The organism is Desulfosarcina alkanivorans, assembly GCF_009688945.1.
GTDB classification, from domain to species: domain Bacteria; phylum Desulfobacterota; class Desulfobacteria; order Desulfobacterales; family Desulfosarcinaceae; genus Desulfosarcina; species Desulfosarcina alkanivorans.
The window spans coordinates 2,096,937-2,121,420 of record NZ_AP021874.1 but is presented as its reverse complement, the minus strand read 5'-3'; the positions used below and the strand labels follow the sequence as shown (position 1 = coordinate 2,121,420).

At 51.1% G+C, this 24,484-nt stretch carries 22 protein-coding genes and 3 pseudogenes; 11 read left to right on the top strand and 14 right to left on the bottom strand.

Features of this window, described 5'->3' with window-relative positions; genetic code table 11:
• Positions 1-104 precede the first annotated feature (104 nt).
• The 4 genes and pseudogenes from DSCA_RS09360 (at position 105) to DSCA_RS32495 (ending at position 4,312) form a co-directional block, all read left to right on the top strand.
• A complete protein-coding gene (locus tag DSCA_RS09360) occupies positions 105-1,421 on the top strand; it encodes an IS4 family transposase (protein ID WP_155316178.1) in 1,317 nt (438 codons plus the stop codon).
• 512 nt (positions 1,422-1,933) lie between these two features.
• Positions 1,934-2,539, top strand: a complete 606-nt coding sequence (locus DSCA_RS09355; protein WP_155316177.1) for a nitroreductase family protein — start codon at positions 1,934-1,936, stop codon at positions 2,537-2,539.
• A gap of 659 nt (positions 2,540-3,198) precedes the next feature.
• Positions 3,199-3,816, top strand: a pseudogene (locus DSCA_RS32500) (reverse transcriptase domain-containing protein); the annotation flags it as partial.
• Positions 3,817-3,982: 166 nt separating this feature from the next.
• Positions 3,983-4,312: a group II intron maturase-specific domain-containing protein gene (locus tag DSCA_RS32495; protein WP_231716427.1), complete on the top strand. Its 330-nt coding sequence runs from the start codon at positions 3,983-3,985 to the stop codon at positions 4,310-4,312.
• A 137-nt stretch (positions 4,313-4,449) separates the two neighbouring features.
• On the opposite strand, the gene DSCA_RS09345 is transcribed toward DSCA_RS32495, so the two are convergent.
• Positions 4,450-5,532 (bottom strand): endonuclease/exonuclease/phosphatase family protein, encoded by a 1,083-nt coding sequence (locus DSCA_RS09345; protein ID WP_155316176.1) that lies wholly within the window; start codon positions 5,530-5,532, stop codon positions 4,450-4,452.
• 623 nt (positions 5,533-6,155) lie between these two features.
• Here DSCA_RS09345 and ltrA point away from each other — a divergent pair.
• The 5 genes and pseudogenes from ltrA to DSCA_RS09325 form a co-directional block, all read left to right on the top strand.
• Positions 6,156-7,097 (top strand): annotated as a pseudogene (gene ltrA / locus DSCA_RS32490) (group II intron reverse transcriptase/maturase); the annotation flags it as partial.
• Between the two features lie 154 nt (positions 7,098-7,251).
• Positions 7,252-7,548, top strand: coding sequence for a group II intron maturase-specific domain-containing protein (locus DSCA_RS32485; RefSeq protein WP_231716426.1), 297 nt, complete (start codon positions 7,252-7,254; stop codon positions 7,546-7,548).
• A 629-nt stretch (positions 7,549-8,177) separates the two neighbouring features.
• A complete protein-coding gene (locus DSCA_RS09335; RefSeq protein WP_155316175.1) occupies positions 8,178-8,522 on the top strand; it encodes a cupin domain-containing protein in 345 nt (114 codons plus the stop codon).
• A gap of 392 nt (positions 8,523-8,914) precedes the next feature.
• Positions 8,915-9,427 carry an OsmC family protein gene (locus tag DSCA_RS09330; RefSeq protein WP_155316174.1) on the top strand — a complete coding sequence of 171 codons (513 nt, stop codon included), beginning with the start codon at positions 8,915-8,917 and terminating at the stop codon, positions 9,425-9,427.
• A gap of 520 nt (positions 9,428-9,947) precedes the next feature.
• Positions 9,948-10,712 (top strand): TerC family protein, encoded by a 765-nt coding sequence (locus tag DSCA_RS09325; RefSeq protein ID WP_155316173.1) that lies wholly within the window; start codon positions 9,948-9,950, stop codon positions 10,710-10,712.
• Positions 10,713-10,966: 254 nt separating this feature from the next.
• Here the strand turns inward: DSCA_RS09325 and DSCA_RS09320 are convergent, their stop codons facing one another.
• The 3 genes from DSCA_RS09320 to DSCA_RS09310 all read right to left on the bottom strand — a co-directional run bounded on the left by DSCA_RS09320 (position 10,967) and on the right by DSCA_RS09310 (position 13,568).
• On the bottom strand, positions 10,967-12,697 hold the full coding sequence (locus DSCA_RS09320; RefSeq protein ID WP_155316172.1) for a cation:proton antiporter domain-containing protein: 1,731 nt from the start codon (positions 12,695-12,697) through the stop codon (positions 10,967-10,969).
• 176 nt (positions 12,698-12,873) lie between these two features.
• Positions 12,874-13,182, bottom strand: coding sequence for an isoamylase early set domain-containing protein (locus DSCA_RS09315; protein ID WP_155316171.1), 309 nt, complete (start codon positions 13,180-13,182; stop codon positions 12,874-12,876).
• Between the two features lie 107 nt (positions 13,183-13,289).
• Complete coding sequence (locus DSCA_RS09310; protein ID WP_155316170.1) at positions 13,290-13,568, bottom strand: hypothetical protein; 279 nt, start codon at positions 13,566-13,568, stop codon at positions 13,290-13,292.
• A 226-nt stretch (positions 13,569-13,794) separates the two neighbouring features.
• Here DSCA_RS09310 and DSCA_RS09305 point away from each other — a divergent pair.
• Positions 13,795-14,566: pseudogene (locus DSCA_RS09305) on the top strand (IS5 family transposase).
• A 65-nt stretch (positions 14,567-14,631) separates the two neighbouring features.
• Here DSCA_RS09305 and DSCA_RS09300 read toward each other — a convergent pair.
• From DSCA_RS09300 to DSCA_RS09255, 10 genes are all read right to left on the bottom strand, one after another.
• Positions 14,632-15,450 (bottom strand): M48 family metalloprotease, encoded by an 819-nt coding sequence (locus DSCA_RS09300; protein WP_155316169.1) that lies wholly within the window; start codon positions 15,448-15,450, stop codon positions 14,632-14,634.
• A gap of 267 nt (positions 15,451-15,717) precedes the next feature.
• Entirely contained in the window at positions 15,718-16,557 is an 840-nt protein-coding gene (gene ccsB / locus DSCA_RS09295; RefSeq protein WP_155316168.1) for a c-type cytochrome biogenesis protein CcsB, read from the bottom strand.
• A 59-nt stretch (positions 16,558-16,616) separates the two neighbouring features.
• Positions 16,617-17,477 carry a hypothetical protein gene (locus tag DSCA_RS09290; RefSeq protein WP_155316167.1) on the bottom strand — a complete coding sequence of 287 codons (861 nt, stop codon included), beginning with the start codon at positions 17,475-17,477 and terminating at the stop codon, positions 16,617-16,619.
• Positions 17,478-17,575: 98 nt separating this feature from the next.
• A complete protein-coding gene (locus DSCA_RS09285; RefSeq protein WP_155316166.1) occupies positions 17,576-18,142 on the bottom strand; it encodes a diheme cytochrome c in 567 nt (188 codons plus the stop codon).
• A gap of 103 nt (positions 18,143-18,245) precedes the next feature.
• Complete coding sequence (locus DSCA_RS09280; RefSeq protein ID WP_155316165.1) at positions 18,246-18,491, bottom strand: TFIIB-type zinc ribbon-containing protein; 246 nt, start codon at positions 18,489-18,491, stop codon at positions 18,246-18,248.
• Between the two features lie 150 nt (positions 18,492-18,641).
• Positions 18,642-19,187 carry an RNA polymerase sigma factor gene (locus DSCA_RS09275; RefSeq protein WP_155316164.1) on the bottom strand — a complete coding sequence of 182 codons (546 nt, stop codon included), beginning with the start codon at positions 19,185-19,187 and terminating at the stop codon, positions 18,642-18,644.
• Positions 19,184-19,648 carry a periplasmic heavy metal sensor gene (locus DSCA_RS09270; RefSeq protein ID WP_155316163.1) on the bottom strand — a complete coding sequence of 155 codons (465 nt, stop codon included), beginning with the start codon at positions 19,646-19,648 and terminating at the stop codon, positions 19,184-19,186. Before DSCA_RS09270 ends, DSCA_RS09275 begins: the two co-directional genes overlap by 4 nt.
• Complete coding sequence (locus tag DSCA_RS09265; RefSeq protein WP_167527683.1) at positions 19,645-20,052, bottom strand: anti-sigma factor family protein; 408 nt, start codon at positions 20,050-20,052, stop codon at positions 19,645-19,647. The genes DSCA_RS09270 and DSCA_RS09265 overlap by 4 nt, the downstream gene beginning before the upstream one ends.
• Before the next feature lie 302 nt (positions 20,053-20,354).
• Positions 20,355-20,939, bottom strand: a complete 585-nt coding sequence (locus DSCA_RS09260) for a phospholipase D-like domain-containing protein (RefSeq protein WP_155316161.1) — start codon at positions 20,937-20,939, stop codon at positions 20,355-20,357.
• Between the two features lie 100 nt (positions 20,940-21,039).
• The gene (locus tag DSCA_RS09255) at positions 21,040-23,658 is read right to left on the bottom strand and encodes a cation-translocating P-type ATPase (protein WP_231716425.1); all 2,619 of its coding nucleotides are present in this window, start codon (positions 23,656-23,658) and stop codon (positions 21,040-21,042) included.
• 100 nt (positions 23,659-23,758) lie between these two features.
• On the opposite strand from DSCA_RS09255, the gene DSCA_RS09250 reads away from it, so the two are divergent.
• The gene (locus tag DSCA_RS09250) at positions 23,759-24,466 is read left to right on the top strand and encodes a TetR/AcrR family transcriptional regulator (protein ID WP_155316160.1); all 708 of its coding nucleotides are present in this window, start codon (positions 23,759-23,761) and stop codon (positions 24,464-24,466) included.
• Positions 24,467-24,484: the final 18 nt, after the last annotated feature.

Genomic DNA, 24,484 nt, shown 5'->3' with positions numbered 1-24,484 from the left:
GATATCGGTGACTCGACATGGTATACTCACTTTCAATAATAACAGCCAGTTATCTCTATGAAAGGAGCATACCATGCCGAAAATTATCAACAATTTTGGTGAAGTTGGCACAGAACCTGATTTCCAATACATGTGCCAAGGTAATTGAATTTATTAACCAAATTATCACTTCGCCTGATTTTTTGGCCCGTCATCGACAGCATCCTAAAAATTTTTCTCGACAGAGAAAACTACCCTTCCACATTCTGATCGTGTTTCTCATCAATTTTGTCCGTGGCTCATACCAGGATGAACTCGATAAGTTCTTCAAGACCATTTGGCGTTTCGATGTGGCCAAGCGGGTCGTGTCAAAAGTTGCTTTGGCCAAAGCGCGAATGAAGCTCAAGTTCGGTGCCTTTGTCGAACTCAACCGGCATCTGGTCAACCATTTTGAAATACACTTCAATCCCCGGACATGGTTTGGCTTTCGATTGTTGGCCATTGATGGTTCGACCTCCCGTGTGCCGATGACAGACGATATAACTCAGCACTTCGGCGTATGGAACGGTCGCCAGGGAGCGCCTTCTCCTATGGCCAGGGTTTCACAGCTTTTCGATGTTCTTAACAAGATCACCGTCGATGCCATCATCAAACCCAAAAGCATCGGTGAACGCGAGTTGGCAGCCCAGCATCTGCTCAACGTCATGCCAAACGATCTGATTCTGCTCGACAGGGGCTATCCAGCCTGGTGGCTGTTCAATTCAATCCTTTCCATGAACGCCAATTTCTGTGCCCGCGTATCCTGCACTAAATGGAAAGCAGTGCGAAAGTTTTTCCGTTCCGGTTTGTCCGAGAAGATCATCGACCTGGCCGTTCCTGCCACATCGGAGGCTCGATGCAAACAAATGGGACTGGGCATGACGCCACTGAAGATGCGCCTGATTCGCATTGAAAACGATGGAAACGTCGCCGTTCTGATCACTTCGCTGACGGACACGCATCAGTATTCCATCGACATATTCAATGGTCTGTATCATCAAAGATGGCCGATCGAAGAGGACTACAAGACCATCAAGTGTCGGATGGAACTGGAAAACTTTTCCGGGAAATCAGCCCTTTCCGTGTATCAGGATTTTCATGCGAAAGTTTTCGCCAAAAATCTGGTCTGGATGATGGCCTTTCCGGTCCAAGACCGTTTGGATAAAAACAACAGCTTTAGAAAGTATCGATACCAGATCAATTTCACCCAGGCATTTTCAAAGAGCAAAGGGGTGATTGCATTGTTGTTCCATGATACCACCAAACAAATCAGTCGCTTGATCGCTGATCTGCAACATATTTTTCAAAGAACCATAGAACCGGTCAGACCGGGAAGAAAATATCCGCGAAATCATAAAGCCAAGCCAAGAAGATATTTTCTCCAATACAAGCCGATCGGTTAAGTTAATGACATTGACTGTATAGAGAGATCCCCAGGGGGTCGGCGCGACCGCCAAACCCACTTGCTTATGCATTTGCCTGATTGATTTTAAAATTGGATATTTTAGAACCGCCGGTGCAGTGCGTCCTAATCCAGAGGCAATCTATAAAAGTGGTGAGAAAATAACCCCAACATGGTGTTTAATGGTCATCCAACCAACCAATAGGCTTTCTATCTACTTCTCATATTGACCTGAAAGAACGACTTCGCAGCCAAAGGGCCGAAAGTGCTTTGATTACTATCCCCACTATAAAAAATCGTGCCAATACCCCCTAATTACGGCTTCGTACACATTTGTTTTATCAATCATTCCGCCCTTTCAAACGTCATTTTAGTTTCTGGTTGCAGCCTTCGAAAAATATCGATAGCCTATACCTGCACTGTTGCGGAACGATCGATAAAACACTTACAATGTATCACAAGCCACGCATCAATTTCTGTCAATAAAAACACTAACAGGGAGGGAGTTACATTATGCAAGTTGATGAAGCGATACGCGCACGGCGTGCAATCAAGTGGTATGATCCTGAACATCAAATGCCGGAGGAAACCTTTCTTAAGCTGATGGAGCATGCCATTCTTGCACCAACAGCTTTCAATATTCAAAACTGGCGCTTCGTGCGTGTCACTGACCCGGAGCAGCGTAAGGCGATTCGTGCAGTAGCCTGGGACCAGGCACAGGTCACCGATGCATCCGAACTGCTGGTGTTGTGCTTCGACAATAAATGCTGGCAACGTGACCCGCAACGATACTGGCGTAAGGCACCACAGGAGGTACAGGATTTCCTGGTTCCTGCGATTGATGACTATTACCGTGACAAACCACAGATTGAGCGTGATGAGGGTATGCGCTCCTGCGGGCTGGCCGGACAGACCATCATGCTAATGGCTCTGGAACTGGGTTACCAGAGCTGCCCGATGGATGGCTTCGATTACGATGAGGTCGCTAAAATCATCAACCTGCCCGAAGACCATAGCATTGCTTTCATGATTGCAATTGGCAAGGGCACCAAGGACTCATGGCCAAAACCCGGTCAACTGCCGCTGGATGAAGTTATGATAAACAACCGCTTCGATTAGGCAGTGTATGATCGGGGTCAAAGTTAGTCCTTCTTTGGTTTAACGGACAAGACTTTTAATCAGAGCCAGTAGTCTCTCAAATGGGATGCGCAGGGGGGCAGGCTTTAGAATTTTTGGTGATTCTAAACGTGGTTGGTTCAAGATGACCAATGCATATCGGTAATAAATACAATAGTTCCTAAATATATATATAAGGTGATCTCAATGTATTTGTAGGCATGCCCTTTCTGGGATACTGGTATGTAATCGCAACGTTCTCCTGATTTCGGCAAACCACAAGATATTGTGTTAGTAGAACGCTTGAGTTCAGCGGGATTTGAGGCGACGCCCCTTTTTTTCGGAAGAAAAGTGGGGGGCGGGTCAAATGTCCACTGCAACGATTTGTTGAACGGGCACGGCACGTATTCTAAAGGGTGCGGTGAGCTTACCCTTTATTTTAAGGCTCATCAAGTCCCCAACCCAGCCAGAGGTATAGCGGTATGGCAACCGGGTAGCCGGTGACGGTGCCTGGGAAGGAGGCCGCCTTGCTACGGCAGGGTACCGCGAGCGCACGGGGCGATGAACAAGAACCGAGTCAGGCGGGTTTGGTGGGACGATCCTGCAACACAAGGTAAAGTCCTCTATCCATTATAGGCCAAATAGGTATACTCGGCGCTCGTGTGCGCAAAGATGCGTGTTCACCCCGGGAGATCTGCCGCAATGTCCGGAAACGGACTGACCGAACCGCAAGGGGAGGCGTCCGACTGCTGGGCATTCCCACCGCACTGGACCGCCTGGTTCAGCAGGCCGTGGGGCAAATCCTTCAGCAGATCCGGGATCCATCGTTTTCCGCGTCGAGTTACGGCTTCCGACCGGGCCGCAATCAACATCAAACGATCCAACGGGCACAGCAATATGTTGTCGATGGGTGTCGGCAGGTAGTGGACATGGACCTGTCCAAGTTTTTCGACCGGGTCAACCACGACCGCCTGATGAGCCGGCTGGCAACGAAGGTGCACGACAAGCGGGTGTTGAAGCTGGTGCGACGATTCCTGACCGCCGGCGTAATGGTGGGAGGGCTCCAGGAGCCTTCCCATGAAGGTACCCACCAGGGAGGTCCGCTTTCGCCGCTGTTGTCCAACATCGTGCTGGACGAGCTTGATAAAGAGCTTGAAAAGCGCGCCTTGCGCTTTGTCCGCTATGCGGACGGCTTCATTATTTTCGTCCGCTCCAAGCGGGCGGCAGAACGCGTGATGGTGAGCGTATCCCGGTTTGTTAACCAGCGGCTCCGGTTAAAGGTGAATCAGGAGAAAAGCGGTATCACTCATCCGTGGTGGATGTGTTTTCTCGGGTTCAGTTTTTACCAGCCGTCGCGGCGATACCCGTATCCGCATCCACTCCAAATCGATCAACCGGTTCAAACAGCGGGTGCGGGAACTGACCAGTCGCAGTTGTGGACTGAGCATGGGGCAGATCATCGCCCGTCTCAACCTGTATTTTCGTGGCTGGTGGAGCTACTTCGGCATAACCCAGAGCTTGCCCAATTTTCGTTCGCTTCACTACTGGATCCTGCGGCGCCTTCGGGCGATCCTGTGGAAACACTGGAAGAACCCGAGAACCCGGGCCCGGGAATTGGAGAAACGGAAGATCCCTCATATCAAGGGGCTGTTTACGGGCTGTTCCCGTAAACAACCATGGCGCATGAGCAGGGTTAAATGGGTAATGTTCGCGCTGCCAAAGAGCTATTTTCTGTCACTCGGCCTGTCGCTGCCAGGTCTTGACCGCCTGTCCTGATCAGCCGAACCGGCGGATACGTGACCCGTATGTCCGGTGGTGTGGGAGGGGGTAGCCGCGAGGCTACTCCCTATCCCGATAGACGGCTGTTTTAGGACGGGCATTCGTGACGCTTGCTCCACAAAACGAGGCAGATCTCATTCTCCGGGCTTGGGGACATCTTTAGCACTCACCTCTTGTTCATCTGCGATAGAAGCAGCCCAAGATTTGTCATCACGGTCAGCCTCTAAGCCGGACTGCCTTTCACCCCGCAGGGGGCTGAATGATAATTCAGTCAATATCGCAAAATGATCAGATCCAAAATACGGCAAACGTTGAATTGAAGTCACAGTGAAATGATTGCTGTGGAACAAGTGATCTAACGGCCAACGGAGAAACGGGTACTCAGCATGGAACGTATTGAACATTCCCCGACCGACCCGCGGATCTAGCAATCCACTGAGCTTGCGGAATAATCGCGTCGTTGCAGACCAAGCCACATCATTGAGATCTCCTGTTACAACCACTGGCTGGTCACCACTGACTACACTACGGGCAACGATCACCAATTCCGCGTCCCGCTCTGCAGATTCCGGATTCTCCGTGGGGCTGGGGGGAGCGGGATGAAGAAAATGAATACGTACTGCATCACCCGAGCGAAGCATGATCTGAGCGTGCATTGAGGGAATTCCGTCTTCAACAAGAAAAGTGATTTCCGTATCCTCAAGCGGCAGCCGAGAGTAAACATGCATGCCATAGAGGTTGTCCAAAGGACACTTCATGGTGTGCGGCATGTCAGCTTGCAACTGATCCAGCTGGCGTTGCCACCAATGATCCGACTCCAAAGTTACGAGCACGTCCGGCGCGAATTGATTGACCAGGCGCAGCAATGCGTCGGCTTTCCTATTGGGCGTCAATACGTTAGCGGTGAGAATGCTGAGTTTGCGTTCTGGGCGTGGGATTCTTGTCGTTTTGACTTCTTTTTGCCAAAGAACCGTGTAGGGCAAAATCCACCACAAATGCCATGCCAAACATAATAGGGTGACACTTATTAGAGCCCAAGTCTTAGCTTGAGCATAATCAAGCAATAGAACTTGAACCAAGAGCAATAATGATGCAAATGATGCCAGCTGCAATCGAGGAAAGTCCATTCCTCGTACCAGCCAATGAGGATGGCGCCACATAGGTAATAACGTGGCTATAATCAAGACGATCGTTGCAATGATAATCAGAATGGCCATGCATCACCTGAAAGGAAAATCGATAAAATCCGCTGTGGTTTTCGTTCGTTTATAGTCAATAGTTTACACCTTTGCTTGTTGGGTTGACGCCTAACATGTCGCTGTGGGGCGGCGAGGTACGAGCTGTCCCACACAAGCGTGAGGTTGTGTGCCGGGCACGGCACGTATTCTAAAGGGTGCGGTGAGCTTACCCTTTATTTTAAGGCTCATCAAGTCCCCAACCCAGCCAGAGGTATAGCGGTATGGCAACCGGGTAGCCGGTGACGGTGCCTGGGAAGGAGGCCGCCTTGCTACGGCAGGGTACCGCGAGCGCACGGGGCGATGAACAAGAACCGAGTCAGGCGGGTTTGGTGGGACGATCCTGCAACACAAGGTAAAGTCCTCTATCCATTATAGGCCAAATAGGTATACTCGGCGCTCGTGTGCGCAAAGATGCGTGTTCACCCCGGGAGATCTGCCGCAATGTCCGGAAACGGACTGACCGAACCGCAAGGGGAGGCGACCGCGTGGCAGAAGTCAGCAGAGGGCATAGTAGCCGGTGGAAACGAGCCGGGCCTCCCGAAGGAGGGAGAAGTATACCCGGAGGTCTCACCCCGACGAAGGCCCGAACGGTGCCCAGCCGAATGGTTTGGGTAAATGGTCGTGGGAAGCAGCAGGTATGCCTTATGGCCCTATTGCAGCCGCTGAAACAGCTTAAGCTGAACGCGTCACACCGGTCGGATGTGTATTCACAGCCGGTGGGCAGTTCTGAAAGGGTCACAGCGGCATACCTGACCGAAACCCCGGCAGGCAAAGACCGGCTCATGGAGATCATCTGTGAGCGGCAGAACCTGGGTAGAGCCCTTTCCCGGGTTCGCACGAACCACGGCGCTGCGGGGATCGACGGCATGACGGTCGATCAACTGACGAGTTACCTGCGGCAGCATTGGCCAAAAGTCAGGGCCGACCTGCTGGCGGGAACCTATCAGCCATTACCGGTCCGTAGAAAGGAAATTCCCAAACCGTCCGGAGGCGTCCGACTGCTGGGCATTCCCACCGCACTGGACCGCCTGGTTCAGCAGGCCGTGGGGCAAATCCTTCAGCAGATCCGGGATCCATCGTTTTCCGCGTCGAGTTACGGCTTCCGACCGGGCCGCAATCAACATCAAACGATCCAACGGGCACAGCAATATGTTGTCGATGGGTGTCGGCAGGTAGTGGACATGGACCTGTCCAAGTTTTTCGACCGGGTCAACCACGACCGCCTGATGAGCCGGCTGGCAACGAAGGTGCACGACAAGCGGGTGTTGAAGCTGGTGCGACGATTCCTGACCGCCGGCGTAATGGTGGGAGGGCTCCAGGAGCCTTCCCATGAAGGTACCCACCAGGGAGGTCCGCTTTCGCCGCTGTTGTCCAACATCGTGCTGGACGAGCTTGATAAAGAGCTTGAAAAGCGCGCCTTGCGCTTTGTCCGCTATGCGGACGGCTTCATTATTTTCGTCCGCTCCAAGCGGGCGGCAGAACGCGTGATGGTGAGCGTATCCCGGTTTGTTAACCAGCGGCTCCGGTTAAAGGTGAATCAGGAGAAAAGCGGTATCACTCATCCGTGGTGGATGTGTTTTCTCGGGTTCAGTTTTTACCAGCCGTCGCGGCGATACCCGTATCCGCATCCACTCCAAATCGATCAACCGGTTCAAACAGCGGGTGCGGGAACTGACCAGTCGCAGTTGTGGACTGAGCATGGGGCAGATCATCGCCCGTCTCAACCTGTATTTTCGTGGCTGGTGGAGCTACTTCGGCATAACCCAGAGCTTGCCCAATTTTCGTTCGCTTCACTACTGGATCCTGCGGCGCCTTCGGGCGATCCTGTGGAAACACTGGAAGAACCCGAGAACCCGGGCCCGGGAATTGGAGAAACGGAAGATCCCTCATATCAAGGGGCTGTTTACGGGCTGTTCCCGTAAACAACCATGGCGCATGAGCAGGGTTAAATGGGTAATGTTCGCGCTGCCAAAGAGCTATTTTCTGTCCGGCTAACACTTCCCCCTGTTGGGTGTGTAGAGGACTTGCACCTCCAAGTGAGTGCGCCCTGCCGGGCGCACAAAGAAAAAAGGGCTTAGCCGTATTGGCTAAACCCTTAATTTCTTTGGTGCCGAGGGACAGAATCGAACTGCCGACACGGGGATTTTCAGTCAATTACCCTGAGCTTCCTAACCTCCTTAAATAGCTTAACATATTAATATTATTGCATGCAGAAATTCAACATTTTGGCTGATTTCCCACACTTTAGCAGATTTTCGATAATTTTCCCCACACTTTCCCCACACTTTATGAGCTGAATAAGGCAAAGGGCAAAGCCCTCATCATGGTATAGATGGAAAATTTTCAGTAACCCAGGCTTCTTATGTTGTTGGGTTAATGGTCCTTTGTGTCATGGCTCAATTTTCCGGAAAGGAATTTCACTCATTAATTCAGCTCGATTTATCCGCTGATAAAACGTTGCTTATATTTTCTAACTATATGAAAAATTGTTAAATACCCCCCTCCGCTCACCCTTGACAGTACTACAAAATGGTATATCCTTCGCGCAATACGGTCATCCAGCTTCCAGTACAATGAATCTCCACTGGATAAGTAGGCAATAGAAGTACAGAGAGGAGAGCTCAATGAGCAACGAACAGATGGCAGCTGAGACAAAAGGTGTTACGGTGAAGTTACTTGCAACGGTTGACCTTGGCCCTGAGATCGAGGGCATGGCAGGGCGCCAACTTCGAATGCGTATGGTGACCATCGAGCCTGGAGGCGTCTTCGGCCCGATTCACGACCATAAAGACAGACCAGGCACCGTCTATATACTGCAAGGAACGATCACTGACCATCGAAATAGAGTCGCTACGGAGTATGGGCCGGGAGTGGGTTGGCCGGAGGATAGAAATACCACACACTGGCTTGAGAACAGAGGAACGATTCCGGCTGTGGAGATCTCGGTCGATATAGTCAGGCAAGAGTAAGCTCAGGCCCGACACCTAACGCGGCCGGGCCTAACGCGTCTCAATCGGACGCGTTTCAGCCGGCTTCGCCTCCTTTCGCGCGCCGGTTAGCCACAACGTTCGAACTCCCAAGGACTATAAGAACCTCAGTTTGTTTGAGTGAGATCCAGATACCAACTAAGAGCCAGTCAGCCCCGATTACAGATATCCACATTTTGGTGATCCGAAATCATTCAAGGCCTCGATACAGATTGCATTACCCTTATCTTTGCCTCAGCCATTTAACGGTCTGCCCATGCACTCAACTAATTTTAGAGCACTTGACAATAATTTAAACCGCAACCAACTTGAATTAAAAAACCAAATCAAGGCTGCCGGGCAAAAAGACAGCTGCATATAGGAAGGATATTGACATGGACATAAAAGAACTTCGTGCCCTTCAAGCCCCGCTAAAGGAACGTTATAAACAGAACCCTGAGAGCGCCGTTATATCTGCCAGAGCCGAGGGGTTAATCGAAGGGGAGGATGTTGTTTGCCAAATACACAGCCACATTAGGGATATTGAGGCAGGCTTACATCCAGCAACCGGCGGTGACGGCTCAAAAGCCTGCTCAGCTGATATGCTGATGGATGCGCTGGTCGCCTGTGCCGGGGTTACCCTCAAAGCTGTGGCCACGGCAATGCGCATTCCCCTCAATCGTGCCAAGGTAATTGCTGAGGGGAAATGGGACGCTCGCGGGACGCTTGGTGTAGACCGGACAGCTCCAGTTGGTCTTATGGAGGTCAAGTTAACATTTGAGATTGATAGTTCGGCAGAATCAGAAAAAATAGAAAAACTGATTCAACTTACTGAGCGATATTGCGTCATTTTTCAGACTCTCGCTCATCCCCCCAAAATCGTAAGTCAATATAAAGTTCTGCCTTAAGATATTCCTCCTTGGGTTAAAGGGTTCACGATACGGGCGGTACCCAAGGTAAGCGTATGATATCCATTTGCTAAATGCAAATTCTGCGTGATCCCTGATACTTAAATTCGATGGCAAGGAAGCACAAGATTCGGTGGAGTTCGTTTTCGTTGGATAGCCATAGCCTACTTGCTTGGTCAGTAACACCTCTCAATCGTTTAAATGGAAGTATCTTTGGGGAAATCGAGGTAAAGGACCGGTAATTTACAGGCCAGCCTGATAATACTTTTTTGCTCAAATGCTCCTATCTTTTTTCGAAGTAAAATTCATTCTTCCAGATCGATTGTCACCTGTCGGTTTCATTTCCGTCTCCATTTGGTTTACAGTATGCAACCATTGATTCCGAAATATGCATAGCCAAGATACTCATCATACTGATTTCATAAAAAAATAAAAAAATTTCGACCACTTCAAAGTCAGGCATGCCATTTGCGTTTTAGCCCAAGGAACAATCATGAGCTATTAACAAAAGGAGGGATTAATGGATTTAGGCTTTTTAGGGGAAATTCACCTCAATGCGCAGTTTTTTTCGGCTTTGCTGAGCATCGTGATCATCGATCTGGTGTTGGCCGGCGACAATGCAGTGGTCATCGCCATGGCGGTTAAAAAGCTTGAAGGACCCCAGCGTACCTGGGGTATCGCCCTGGGGGCCGGCGGAGCGGTCTTGGTGCGGGTCGTCTGCACCTTCTTTGTGGCCAAACTTCTCACTATTTCATTCGTCAAACTTCTGGGCGGTGCCGTGATCCTGTGGATCGCCGTAAAACTGCTGGTGGATGGTGCCGAAGAGGAGGGCGTCCATGAGGCCGGAAACCTCTGGCAGGCACTGTGGATCATCATCGTGGCGGACATGAGCATGGGTATCGACAACATGCTTGCCGTGGGTGGCGCTTCCCACGGTAACTTCTTCCTGCTCATGTTCGGACTGATGCTGAGCATTCCGTTCGTGGTTTTTTTAAGTTCCTTTTTGGCAAAACTCATGGACCGCTACCCTATTATCCTGTACATCGGCTCCGGTGTGCTGGGCAAAGTGGGCGGTGAGATGATGATCACCGATCCCTACGTCCACAACTTGTTGCACCCCCCCAAGGCCGCCGAATACGCGGTGATGGTGTTCTTTACCGTGGGTGTCATTGCCCTGGGCAAATGGATCCTGCTGCGGCGCAAGCAAGTTGCCTTGGAACCGGCGCAGGCGAGGGAGATGGCTAATCCCCAGGAAGCCATTGCTACCGCAGACCGGCAAGGGTAAGTTACTTAATCGATTCAACCCGGATGAGGAACAGCACGTGATTCTGTCATCCTCCTCGCTGAACCCGTCCAACCGACTACCCCCCGGAAGGACGGGTTCTCTTTTCCATTCCTCAGATTCCATTCATCATCAATTTCAAAACATAGCTATCAATGAATAGAAACTGCACTCCCCCCTATTTTCAAAGTCGAAACTGTTTTATTATCATCGCAATACCTTACGGTCATAGCGCCTAATCAATTTACACCAGCCAATCATTTTAAATCGCGTATGTGCGCTGAGAGTAGATCGTTGTGGCGCACAATGCCCACCAGCGCTTTAGGATTGCTTTGTTCCACTACCAGCAAATAGGCGTCATTCGGGTAGTTTTTGAGCGCGGCCATGGCCTTTTCGAGACTGTCCTCAGGGGTCAGCATCAAACGTACGTTAGTGGCGATATCATCGGCTACAACCAGATTACGAAGGTTGGGGTCGAAAAGCGTGTTGGCAATGTCTGCGTATTTTATGACGCCCACCAACTCGTTTTGATCATTGACCACCGGTAATCTGTCATAACGAGAGTGCCCCAGGGCTTTCAAAACCTCGTCGAACGGTGCTCGGTTCGAAATAACTTCCACATTCCGCCTCATGATATGGCCGACCAAAATCTCCGCCGGCCCCCTCCTGCCTGCAGCAGTCGAAATTCCAAGTGCGTTTTCAAACTGGTTTAGAACCTGAATGAGTCCCTCACCATACCCCACACGACTTCGCTGGGATATTAGGTTTAGAACCGTCACCTCTCCAGCGTTTACCAAGGCGGTCCGCGTAAAAAGCGGTCCCAATCCCTCAAAAACAACCACTGATGCCAGAATGACTGTCTGTATCTTAGCACCGGGGCCCGGCCATTCTCTGGCCAAGACCTCTGCCAGTCCGATGGCCAGACCCGCCTGAGCGAGCATGGCCGGCCCCAACCAGGACTTTATGGTCTGGGAGTCATCGGCCCAGAAGGCACCTATCCGGCAGCCAAAAAATTTGCCTATTAACCGCATGACCACATAGGCCATTCCAATGATGCCCATGTGACCGAGGGATTCGAGATGCAGCGCTGCACCGGCCATGATGAAAAATAGCACATACAGGGGATAGTCAATGGCCGTGAGTTCTTTAAGGATTCTCTTGCCGTAGGGTGAGGCATTTACGGCCACCGTGCCAGCAATCAGTGTCGCCAGCATGGCAGATATGTCAAGGATCGCGGCCATGCCGGCAATGACTGTGGCCGACCCAAGCACAAGAATTTGTCTTTCCACCTGCCTGGTAAGACGCTGATCCATGATAGCGACAACCATGCCGACAAACGTTCCCAGAACAAAAGGACCGAGAATCTGAACCAAAGCCATTGAAAAAGTGGCCTTATCCGACAGAACACTGTTTTTCAGCATAATGAAGGCGATGATTGCCACCAGATTGTTAACGCCAATAAGCGGCAGAATGGTGTCGGTGAGAGAGCCTTCGGATTGATATTCACGTAACACCATCTGGGTAGCTGCCGGGGCGGTAGTAATGGCCATCACGGCAAGAAAACCGGCAGTCAATGGCGAGGCTCCCGCGGCGAAGGTTCCAAAAGCAACGAAAAGGCCGGTAAGTCCAATTTCAACTGCACTTATGCGGAAGCGTTTCATCCCCATTTTCCGAACCGCTCTCAGGCTGAAACTGCCACCGATGGTGAAGACAATCAATCCCAGAATGACATCATGTAACGGAACGAGAGAATGTAGCTGCTTTTGGGTGATGAGTGCGGGCAGCCCAAGACTGCCAAGGGAGGGGCCGGCGGCAAGACCGACCATCAGATACCCGGTCACTCGCGGCAGGCCAATAGCGGCACACAGCCTGCCTGAGCCGAGGGCTAATATATATGCGATGCCGATAGACAGGAGTATGGGCATAGTGATCGATTTGTTTGAACAGATAACCGAAACTATCTTCAAATTTTGAAAATCGGAGTCCAAACACAATTGCAGATTCTGGGAAAACTTCGTTAATCGTTAATCCAGTCATAGCAACCCCTTTATGTTGGATATGAAGTTGCTATACTTTTGCGTTTTGATAAATCCTTTCACAACATTTCGTTAACAACTTGGCAGCAATGAGATTGCATAACAATTGCCAAAGTTTTAGAAAGATCTTACAGGTTGATTACCGAATTCTGGCTGTCACCAAATGGAGTCGAAACATGATCATCTGCATCGGGATCGTTTTCCCAAGTGTCTTGACCCAGAAGATAGCGAAACTGATAGGATCGTCCGATATCCAGATCGACGGTCACGCTGAAGCCACCGTCTTTCAGACGTTTCATGGGGGTTGCCGAGGTTGACCAATCATTGAAATCGCCTACCACATGTGCCAGCGTTGCTGTATTTCCAAATTCTTCAGGAACCTTGAAAGTGACCTTGCACACTGATTTTCTTTTCAGAAACTGTTTGCGAATACTCATCGTTTACCTCCGTCTATCGAATGTTTGTAAGCTTATCTGGCCATTTATTACAATGGATGGAAAAAACGATAATGCTTTGAAGCCGGATCGATTTCAGTTGCGGGCACTCACGCTTCCAGAAATGCATCGCTGAATCGACCAGTTATCTCAATATTTGTCCTTTTTTTGTTCAAGCGGTTCATTCGAGGATGGAAGACGTCGAGACCAAACATATTGATAGTTATCAACCCGTCAGTATCGATAACAACTTTGTAATATTTTTGCACGATTTCAGTCAAAACATGAATCAGTTCGCAGGCCGAGGATGCATCAAAATCGCCGAACAATTTCAACGCCAAAGATTGTTTGTCGATCTCTTTTGCACAGACGCGAAAGTTTCTGGCCATATCCTCTCCTCCTTCAACGGTGACCGGATTTGCATTTATCTCAATAGAGCAAAAGGCATACCAGGGGTAGGATTCTTGTATCATTAAAAATTTATTGGATTATCCCGCCGATGCCCTCATACAACTTTTATGCTTAGGTGTTAGCATCTTTGACAGGTTGTAAAATGTAGAGCGTATCTTAAAAATAAATATAGGTATATGCTCGAAAATATGGCATATACTGGGGATGGAACTTACAAACGAGCAATGGACACGGTTAGAGCCCATAATTCCCTCCCATCAACGCAAACACGATTGCAGAGGTCGTCCCAAGAAAAATTCACGGGATGTAAGCAACAGCATTCTATGAGTACTTCGAACTGGAGCACCCTGGAAAGACCTGCCGCCGCGTTATCCTCCGCACCAGACGTGCCACAGATGGTTCCAGGCTTGGAACCGGCAGGGGGGCTTCAAACAGATCCTGACCGAACTGGGCGAGGATCTTTACCAGCGCGGGGGCATTGATATACGTGAAACCTTTATCGATGGTAGTTTCACCCCCGCAAAAAAAGGGTCATGTTGTCGGCCCTACGAAGCGTGGCAAGGAGACAAAGATCATGGCAATCGCAGACGCTGCTGGTCTTCCTGTCGCCATTGACATACACAGCGCTTCACCCCACGAAGTGAAGCTGGTTTAAAGTACCATTGAAAGCCGGTTTGTCAGCCAACCGCCAGAGCGCTTAATTGGCGATAAAGCATATGACAGCGATCCATATGACATTCGGTTTCGCGAGCTTTATGGGACCGAGCTTATTGCTCCACATAAAGTGAACCGGAAAAAGCCAAAAACCCGGGATGGTCGTGCATGGAGACGCTATCGGCGCAGATAGAAAGGGGAGCGTTTGTTCTCCTGGCTGTATAATTTTAAAAGACTGTGTACTCGCTGGGAATGTCATGCTGATAACTTTCTCGGCATGTTAAGACTTGAATGCATCGTCATCCTGTTGCGTTGTTTTTGAGATACACTCTCGTAATGCCTTGAAAACATGTCGGGTAGTTTTTGACCTCATATTGTCGTTATTGTTCAAATGTTCTTCTCAAATGGCCAAAAACCAAGCAACCAATCGACAATCCGTTTTAAAAGCGATGGATCTTCGATCTGCTGAGGTGCGAGTCCGTTTTCCCTCAGTCGTTTTGCCCTTGCTTCAGGGGCCGGATGACTCGACAGAAATGAATGCTTGTTACCAAGGGTCGCCAGTTTCATCAAAGCGGAAATCGCTGGCTGCATGTCACGCCCCTCCCCTTTTAAAAACAATATACCGAAGTCGTCCGCCTCACGCTCCTCCTGCTGGGAGAACTGGGCATTAAGTAGGTTTTCGGCAATTGCGCCGATGCCTGACCTGGCGATTTCTCCGGCCTGGTTTTGCTGAGAGGCGACGGCTTTGCGGACTGCGCTGCCGGCATAGGCGATCATGATCTTTTTCTTGATGTGTTTTTTAACCACATGGCCCATTTCATGACCCGCAACAAAAAGTAGCTCACCGTCGTCCAGCATATCCATCAACCCGCTGTAGATCCTGATGGTACCGTCGGCCATGGCGAATGCATTTATATTTGGGGACAGATAGACCTTGTAGTTGAATGCATGGCCTTGTACCTGATAATGATCGCCTGTCAGTTGTTGCAGTCTTTTTGCATAATCGTTGTCCGGAGGTGCGACAGTGTGTTTCAGGTCCGACTGACTGGAAACCTCAAGAGCCAAGCGCACAACCTCCTCGTCATCCAGGGTTGCCGCCCGGACGGCGTCGATCCCGGCCTGGGTGGCCATGCCGATATCCGTGTCTTCACAGCCTATGAGAATCAGGCACACGATCACGAAAACAGATATAATCCGTTTGCTCATGGTATTTCATCTGACACTAAAATATTCCGGAATCCACGGCATGCCGTGAGCGGTGTCTCCAAGGCAAACGTGGACATTGAGTCGGATTCGGGTATAGAAGACGCCATGGGTATGGCCGCATAACAAGATCATCTCGCAGTTGGGATAGTTGCCCATCAGACATATGACAACATCCCCGACTGCCTTGCAGTTGAAATCGTGAAACCACTCTTCCCCGGTGCGCCTACCCTTAAAAAATGATCGCCAGGATGTACCGACTACCGAATTTTACATGCTCCCATAGCTGTGCAGGCCTGGCAGCAGGTTTACACCTAAATAAGTGAACAATACGGCTCCAAAACCGGCAATGGAAAAAACCGCAGTTCTTCGACCCCGCCAACCGCGCATTAAGCGGGCATGGAGCAGGGTGGCATAGATGAACCAGGTGATAAGTGACCAAGTCTCTTTGGGGTCCCATCCCCAGTATCGGCCCCAAGCGGAATTGGCCCATACTGCTCCGGTGATAATGCCTGCGGTCAGGAACAGAAATCCCAGCATCACCATCTTATGGGTCAAGTCATCCAGTAAGTGGGGTTCCGGAATTTTTGACCAGATCGATTCGCGGCCTTCTTTTTTATTTCTGCAGACGAGAACCATCAGGCTGAGACAGAAAGCCACGGCAAAACCGGCATAACCGATAAAACAGGTGACGACATGGGCAATCAGCCAATTGCTCTTGAGTGCAGGTAAAAGAGGCTGGATTCGGTCACTTATGTTGGGTGAAAGCGATGCATAGGCCATGCACAGAAAGGCTATAGGCATTACAAAAGCTCCCATGGTTTGATGACCGTGTCTTTTTTCCACTACCAGATACAAGGCGACGATCGCCAAGGCAAAAAAAACAAGTGATTCATAAAGGTTGGACAATGGTGCGCGACCAAAACCCATTTGATAAGACTCGGTCCACCGAAGCCCGAAGCCAGCAAGATTACCCAATAAACCGATGGTTGCAGCCAGGAAAGCGATGCGTCCGATGGCGTTCTTACGGAATATCCAGGCGATGATATATAGAAAAGCGGCCATACCATATAAATAGGTTGTAATGGAAAGGATTAGGGAACTGCTCATGGTCACCTCTTGAGAAAGTTAAGATGAATGTCCGTCCGATAGGCAATGCTTTTCATTTTTCAATCAACTCTTTCAGCAGCATTGAATCTTTCAATCAACTTTTTTTTTGGCTGCTTTTTCTTTTTTGGCCAAACTCTTTTCGGCCATCCTGCCTTCACCTCTTCGACCCAATCAGAACAATAGTCAGTCAGTTGGGACCATGCCTGTTTGGCGTATTTCGATCGATGGCTTTTAACAGGCGTTCTCTTTTTTGGGGAAATGCGCTCTTTTTTTTGAAAGGATGGCGTCAGCAATCTTTTCGCATCTGTCAATACAGGCTTTAACGCTAAGCTACGGCACCAAAAAGCAGTTCGATCCCATTGGGGGAGAGCGCGCAAGAAGTGAAGGAATTCCCTTTTGTTTTGCTGAGGATCGTCAAATTTTCTGGGGCCGATGAATAAGATATCGGATTCGAGCACTGCAGGACCGCCAATAATTTGGTGCGTTCCGTCATGGCTCTTCCAAGAAATAACGCAGTCGGGCGCAATGGTAATCTGATATTGTCCAAGCCGAAAGACGCCAGGATTATCACCAATCATAGTCTTGGACCCGGTACTGGTCATATTGGACAAAGAAACCATTTGCTGTAATCGTTCTTTGCTGATGTTTCGCCCGGAAGATACATCCAACAAAGCGGACGCAAAGCAATAATATCGGGTTCGATGCCACATTGGGAGCCTTTTAAGGGTTCCGATAAATTCCAATTTCAGAAACCCGTTTTCTTCGCTGCTCTGGGCTCCAATCAATAAAATGTTGCCATAAACAAAGCACGGCCCGCCGATCTGAGTTCCGAAACTTGAATGGGCGTCCCACCCCAGGCTACCATCCGCAAATTCAGATATCCGATATTCATTGAGACGATACAGATGCTTCGGTATCATTTGACCCACCTCATTCATCCGACCTTGAGACCAGCAGTATTAAATTGCTTATGCATCAGATAGAGGACCAGTTGTCAAAAATAGTAACACATCCCCAACTATTCCGGAATGGAAACGCGATCGTCATCGTATACGCCATTTTCCGCAGTTCGATGGCAGGCGATGCAGTTGGACCAGGATCCCACCGATGGCCGTTTGACCACCTGTGCAGCGATTTCATGATGTTCCTTGCGAATATAAGGGATGTCGGTGATACGCAATGGCGTCCTACCGTCAAGGGACTTGAGTATTTTTCTGGACAATTCGGCTGATGATGTATTGGCGGCATTGGATGATAAATAGCCGGCGATCTCGGACCTTGTATCCGGATCGAGATCAACAGCTTCGCCGAAATGATCATCGATGCCGCCAAGAATTTTTTCCCACGACCCAACCGGAAGTAATTCCGGTTGATAAGCAAAATGGCAGGCTCCGCATTGATCGGCATAGGTGGCGTTGCTGACCGGCTTGAGGGCCCTTTCTCGATGGTGATTGTCATCGTTGTGTCGACGTTCCCGATGTTGATGCCTTTTACCATTATCATCGGCGACAGTTGTTTCCGCCAAGGCCGCGAAAATAATCAACAGGGTTATTCCCAAGATGTTTTTGCTGAGAGTACGGTTCATAGTTTATTCTTCTCTGACCGATGCAGGTTTTGCTAAATGGAAAGCACTACCCTTATTACAGGTTGGGGTTATATCTGTTAATTTAAAGAGACGGTCTTATTTCTCAGTCGAACAAGTCCATAAGAAAGTTTCTTTTCTTCCTGTTGTATCCCTTGTCATGATGCTTGCCGTGATGGACATAAGTGCTTTCTCCCGGTGGGCTTTGAGACATTTCTATTGTTGACCGTTGAACAATCTTATCCAATTCACCCCGGTCAAGCCAAACCCCACGGCATTGTTTACAGTAATCAATCTCGACACCCTGCCTTTCCGTCATCAGTAGATCAAGATTGCACACTGGGCATTTCATTTTTCTCTCCTTTTATTTTTTTAAGGGCTGGTTAACCTATGATAAGATAGCCAAGGCCGATACATATATAACGATTGAGATAGCCAAAACCTGCGCAAATTAAATCACAAGTGCAAAAAATCAGCCTATGGTATCATGGGAAGATCAACTTCAGGTGTATAGATCCCGGCGCAAAGTTCGGCGGGCACGCACCAGTAGGGATTCCACTGCACTGACCGACAGTTCCATAACCTCGGCGATCTGGTTGTAGCGCATTTGTTCGCCGTGCCGTAGCAATAGGGCCGCTCGTTGATTGGCTGGAAGAGCTTCGATGGCCTTTTCCAGGCGACCTGCCTCGATTGCGCTTTCCAGCAGATCAAGGGGGGTTTCTTCAGTGGCGATTTCAGGGAGTTGCGCCATAAGTTCAGGACGTTTTTTGCGATGGTAATCAATGCAAATGTTTTTTGCAATCCTGAACAGAAAGGTCCGCAGAGAGGCCTCCGGACGGTAACGGCTTGAGGCACGGTAGAGCCGCAAAAATGTATCCTGGGTCACATCTTCGGCTTCTTGGGAGTCTCCCAACATGCGACGGGCAAATCCATACACGGCATCCTGGTGGCGATGCAAGAGCTCACGAAAAGCCCGTTCATTTCCTTCTGAGACCAACCTAACCAGGTGTGCATCGCTTTGGCGGGAGTGGGTTCGCTGCAAGATCATCTGGACGGCGATTTATCCTCAGCGGTTAGATGTTCCAGTAATAAGGAAAAAAACTGAGCTCTTTTTTCATCCCCCAGCAGGTTACGTAATTCGAGTAAATGGGCCTCAAAGGCTTGGTTTTTAATTTTTTCCTGATTGTCGGCCGCTTCAATCAGTTGATCCAGTTGATCTTCATCCACCGGTCCGGTTTTCGCAAACATAAGGAATATCTTGCGGCGGTCTTGTTTAGCATCCTGTTTGTGTTTTTCCAAAGTTACTCTGAATTGTTTTATGGCGTCCAGTGCAGCACTTTCCTGCGACTCCGGAAGTTTAAGGTGTTGAACTAAATCAACCAATTCATACCAGGAGCGTTCATGAAACGGCTTGGAATGATGGTAGGCCATCGTGATCGCCATAATCACAAACCCGATATTCAGAGCTACGGAGAAAATGATGAATATGCGTCTATTGAGAAAATTCACGGCAAAATTCCTTTGCTGGCATAAACGGCTCGGTAGGGATTGGCCTGGCTGTCAGGTCCAAGCGAGTAGATACTGGTACCCAGCATAGCACCACATAGTAGGCCGGCCAGGACGACACCGAAAACCGCACCCCGCATGGCTAAACTCAAACCTTGCCACCATTCCGCCATCCCCGGCTTCTCGAAATTGACCCGGAAAGAACGTAGGGTTTTTCGGGAGAGTGTGACCGGGGCGTGAATAGCCGGCAAAGCGTCCATTGAATCCACTATCTCTTGAATATCCTTGGCTGCAAGGCGGCAACTCAGGCAATTTTTTAGATGACACGCTACCTCTTCGGCATCATGAAGCGGCAATTCATTGTCCACCCAGGCGTTAAGCCTTTTCCTGATTTCAAAACATTGCATCTGATCCTCCTCCTGTCGATCTTTTACCTGCCATACTAACATGAACGCACAACTTTATGATTACCTGCGCAACTTTTTATAATCATGCCGGGCCGTCAGCAGGCTGGTTCGCGTCTGGATATCCAATTGTCAACAATAGGGAGAGGGTCATGGGGTCAACGATTTCATGGACGAAACGGATCGGTGGTGTTGTCGTCTTTTTTTCATGAGTTTAATCTCTTGGGGTAAATTCCCCGCAGCTTGCTGCGTTTCCTTTTTTGCAGTTAGTGGTTGATACCCCGACAGCTCTGCTGCGGGGTAGTTCATTCGACGATCAGATGGCCGACCGTCAAAACCAGAATCATGGTAATAAAAATAATCGGTTGCGTATGGATCTGGTAAACATTTTTTCGAAAAGCTTTGGGACACCACTTGAACTTGATGAGAATCCCAAAGGTGATGAAAACCATCATCAATACCAGGCCCCACTCAGGAAGAGAGGTCGACAGGCAGCGAGAGGACAGATAGTGCCAGACAACAACACCCAAGATGGCAAGGTTCAGGTAATAGTGCACAACCATTAGATGCTTTTTTTGAAAGCGGTTGAATTTCGCCAGTGATTTTTTTAACTCAGCCCCCAGAGGTGAGAATCGATTGATCCCCTTGATCAGAATGCTTAAAACAATGGGAAAATTTGCCGCCAGGAGAAGCCAGGCAGCGATCTGGCCGGCGGTTTCGTTCCCTTCATCGTCGGATCCCAGAAAGGGGATTTTGTGCTGGTCCTCCCGCTCGAAGATCCCTAACCGCCCATGCCCATCATCGGCCATGACAGGTACTGCAAACAAGCACACCAACCCTGTCAAACAGATCAGCATCAGGGCTGATAATTTCAGTTTCTGCTTGTTCATTTTTTGTCTCCTTTCGAAAAGGTCACATAGATCATTGTGTTGACTCCTTGATGCCTCTGCTTGGAAGCGGTTGTCGATTGATATGCCATGCGGTTCAAGCTCATGTCCAGGTTCCCTGGTGCCGTTTTGCGTGCTTGACCACTTCGAACCACAGAACGCAGACCAACCCGGCGCAGAGGCTAAAGATTAGATCCGTAGGGTGAAGCGGTGCAAAGTAAAAGAGCCGCTGAGCGACCGGTACCAGAAGAACAACTGCCAGGAAGGCACACGCGCCGATCACCACCCATTTTTGCGCGGCGTTGGGGACACGCAGCATCTCAAATGCGGATCTTGTCCAGGACCGGTTGACGAGGATGATAACGATGAAAGCCACGACCAGGGTCGCGAACGTCAGTGCGCGGGCGGAGTCAGCCGAATGGCCGGTACGTGCGAGAAGGAAGACAATTAGGCAGACCGCAAGAACGCTGAGCCCCTGCATCACGGCCACGCCGATCGTCCGTCTTGAAAACAGCCGCTCATCCGGGTTCCTGGGAGGCCGCCGCATCACGTCGGCCTCGGCGTCCTCGGCTTCGAAGATGAGGGTGCATGAGGGATCGATGATCAGTTCCAGGAACACGATGTGAACCGGCAACAGGAGGAGGGGCCAGTCGGCGAAGAAGACCGGCAGCATCGATAGCCCCGCGATGGGTACATGCACCGCCAGGATGAAGGCGATGGCCTTCTTGATGTTATCGAAGATGCGCCGTCCGAGCCGAATCGCCGCGACGATGGATGAAAAGTCATCATCCAGCAGCACGAGGGAAGCGGATTCCCGGGCCACATCGGTTCCGCGGCCACCCATGGCGATGCCGATGTGCGCGGCCTTGAGCGCAGGCGCGTCATTGACCCCGTCACCGGTCATGGCGACGACTTCCCGGTTGGCTTTCAGCGCGTTGACGATGCGCAGCTTCTGTTCGGGAACGACGCGGGCAAAGACCTGTACATCCCCCATCCGTCGGGCAAGCTCCTCGTCGGACATGCGGTCCAATTCGGGTCCCGAGATCACCGTTTCACAATTTCCAAGCCCCGCCTGGCGGGCGATGCTTTGGGCGGTCGTGGGATAGTCACCCGTGATCATCACCACGCGAACACCGGCAGCCTGGCATTCGGCGACCGCGGCAGGTACCGTCGGCCGCAGCGGATCCTCGAACCCGAGCAGGCCGATAAACTCGAATGCAAGGTCGTGATGCGCCTCGGGAAGGCTTGTCTGGCCCGTGAGGCCGCGCGCAACGCCAAGAACACGGAGACCCTGGGATGACAGGGACTCTACCTCCCGCGACAGCGATTCAAGCAGCGCCGGTTCAAGGTGGCACAGATCGGCGATGGCCTCCGGTGCACCTTTGGCCGCCACCACCATTTCAGCGCCGTTCCCGGTGCTCCATGCATGACTCACCGCGAGCAGACCGGGAGTCAGCGGATATTCGCGTGCCAGCGACCAGTCCGGATGCAGATGTTCGGTATCCTTGACCAGGTGGTCGCCCGCCTCGTGCAGGGCTCGCTCCATCGGGTCGAAGGGGTCTCGCTTGCTGGCCAGGATCGCGTTTTCAAGCAGGCTGTGCAGTTCCTCCGGTAGCCCAGTGAACAGCGTGGTGAGATCAATGGTGTTACCGTGCACGGCGAGCTTGCGCAGGGTCATCCGGTTCTGTGTGAGGGTTCCGGTCTTGTCGACACACAGGACCGTCGCCGCCCCCAGGGTCTCGACTGCCGGCATCCGACGCGTGAGCACGCTGCTGCGCGAGATCCGCCAGGCGCCCAGCGCCAAAAAGACCGTCAGCACGACCGGGAACTCCTCGGGGAGTGTGGCCATGGCCATGGCAATGCCGGCCAGCAACCCTTGTTTCCAGACATCGGCACCGCCGCCGCGTGTCAAGGCGAAAACCACCACCACCAGTGTGCAGGCCATGAGTCCCACAATGGCAAAGGTGCGGACCAGGCGTCCCGTCTCTTTCTGCAAGAGCGTCGATTCCGGCTCAACCTGCTCAAGTGCCTTGCCGATCTTGCCCAGCTCTGAACGCAGGCCCGTCGCCACAATCTCGGCAATACCCTGTCCGGAGGTGACCAGGGTCCCGGAGAACACCGAGGGCAGGTCATCGCCACCAGGCTTGTCGAGTTCCCGAGCATCGACCGATGCGGCTTTTCTTACCGGAACGGACTCTCCGGTCAGCAGCGACTCATCCACCGAAAGGTTTATACCTCGCCGCAGGAGACCATCCGCGGGAACGCGGTCACCCTCGCAAAGAACCACGAAGTCACCCCTAACTACGTCTCGCCCGGCGATACGCCGATGGACACCACCACGAATGACAAGGGCCCGAGGACTCGACAGATCGCGCAACGCCTCCAGGGCACGTTCCGTACGTCGTTCCTGAATGATGGTGATGGCCATGACAACGAACACGAAACCGAGCAGCATCAGGGCATCGGTCGGTTCACCCATGAGGAGGTACAAACTTCCTGCGGCGACGAGCATGAGGAACATGGGCTCACGGGCAACCTCGAGGCCGATGGTGAGCAGGCTCCTTTTCTTCTGCGCAGGCAGTTCGTTTGGTCCTTCCTGCAGCATTCGCTCCTGGACTTGCTCCTCGCTGAGGCCGGAAAGCCCACCGAGATCCAAAACGGTGCTCGTGACCCGCGTCTCCTTCTTGGGCATCTCGCTCGTGTGGTCTTGTGGCTCGCTCATAGCTCCTCCGGAATGGGTTCAACCAAAATGGGTCCTTGACGTTATGACTAATTATGAGTAAATATTCATTTTTTATCAACTCGCATTTGGATTATTTCATATGGCAACTCGGAAGCAACTCCTTGAACCACGAAAACCGCCGGTTCAACAGCGTTCAAAAGCCACTGTGAATGCGATTATCACTGCGGCGGCTCAGGTTTTCGAAACTCACGGGTACGCGGCCGGGACGACCAATCGCATCGCCGAGCGGGCGGGCGTGTCGATCGGAACGCTGTATCAATATTTCCCGAGCAAGGATTCGATCGCTGTGGCGTTACTCGAGCAGCATATCGCCGAGACCGACCACCGCCTTCACGAGTGGGTGGGGCATATGGTGGTTGAGCAGCATGGACTATGTGAGTCCCTGCACGACTATGTGACGGGAATGTTGGAGATGCACTACGGACAACCGCGCTTGCAGCATATCCTGCTCGAGGAGACGCCGTTGCCCGAGCGCGTACACCAGGCGTTGCTGGAGGCTGAACGGCATGCCGCCAAGACCGTGGCCGGCCTTCTGCGTTTGTACCCGGAGGTTCGGCGCACAGACATGGCGCATGCCGGCTTCATGGTCGTTCAGACCGTCGAAAGCTTGACCCATCGGTTCGCAGCCCATCCCGACGAACAGTTCATCGCGCGAACCGATTTCGTGGACGAAGTGGTAACCATGCTTGTCGCGTACCTGACGTGTGAGTTAAACGCGACCGATCTATCGAGTGAACAGAGATTCCGCCGCGACCACGGCGACAGCCATGCGGGTGACAACGACTAAGTAAGACCTGAACCTGTC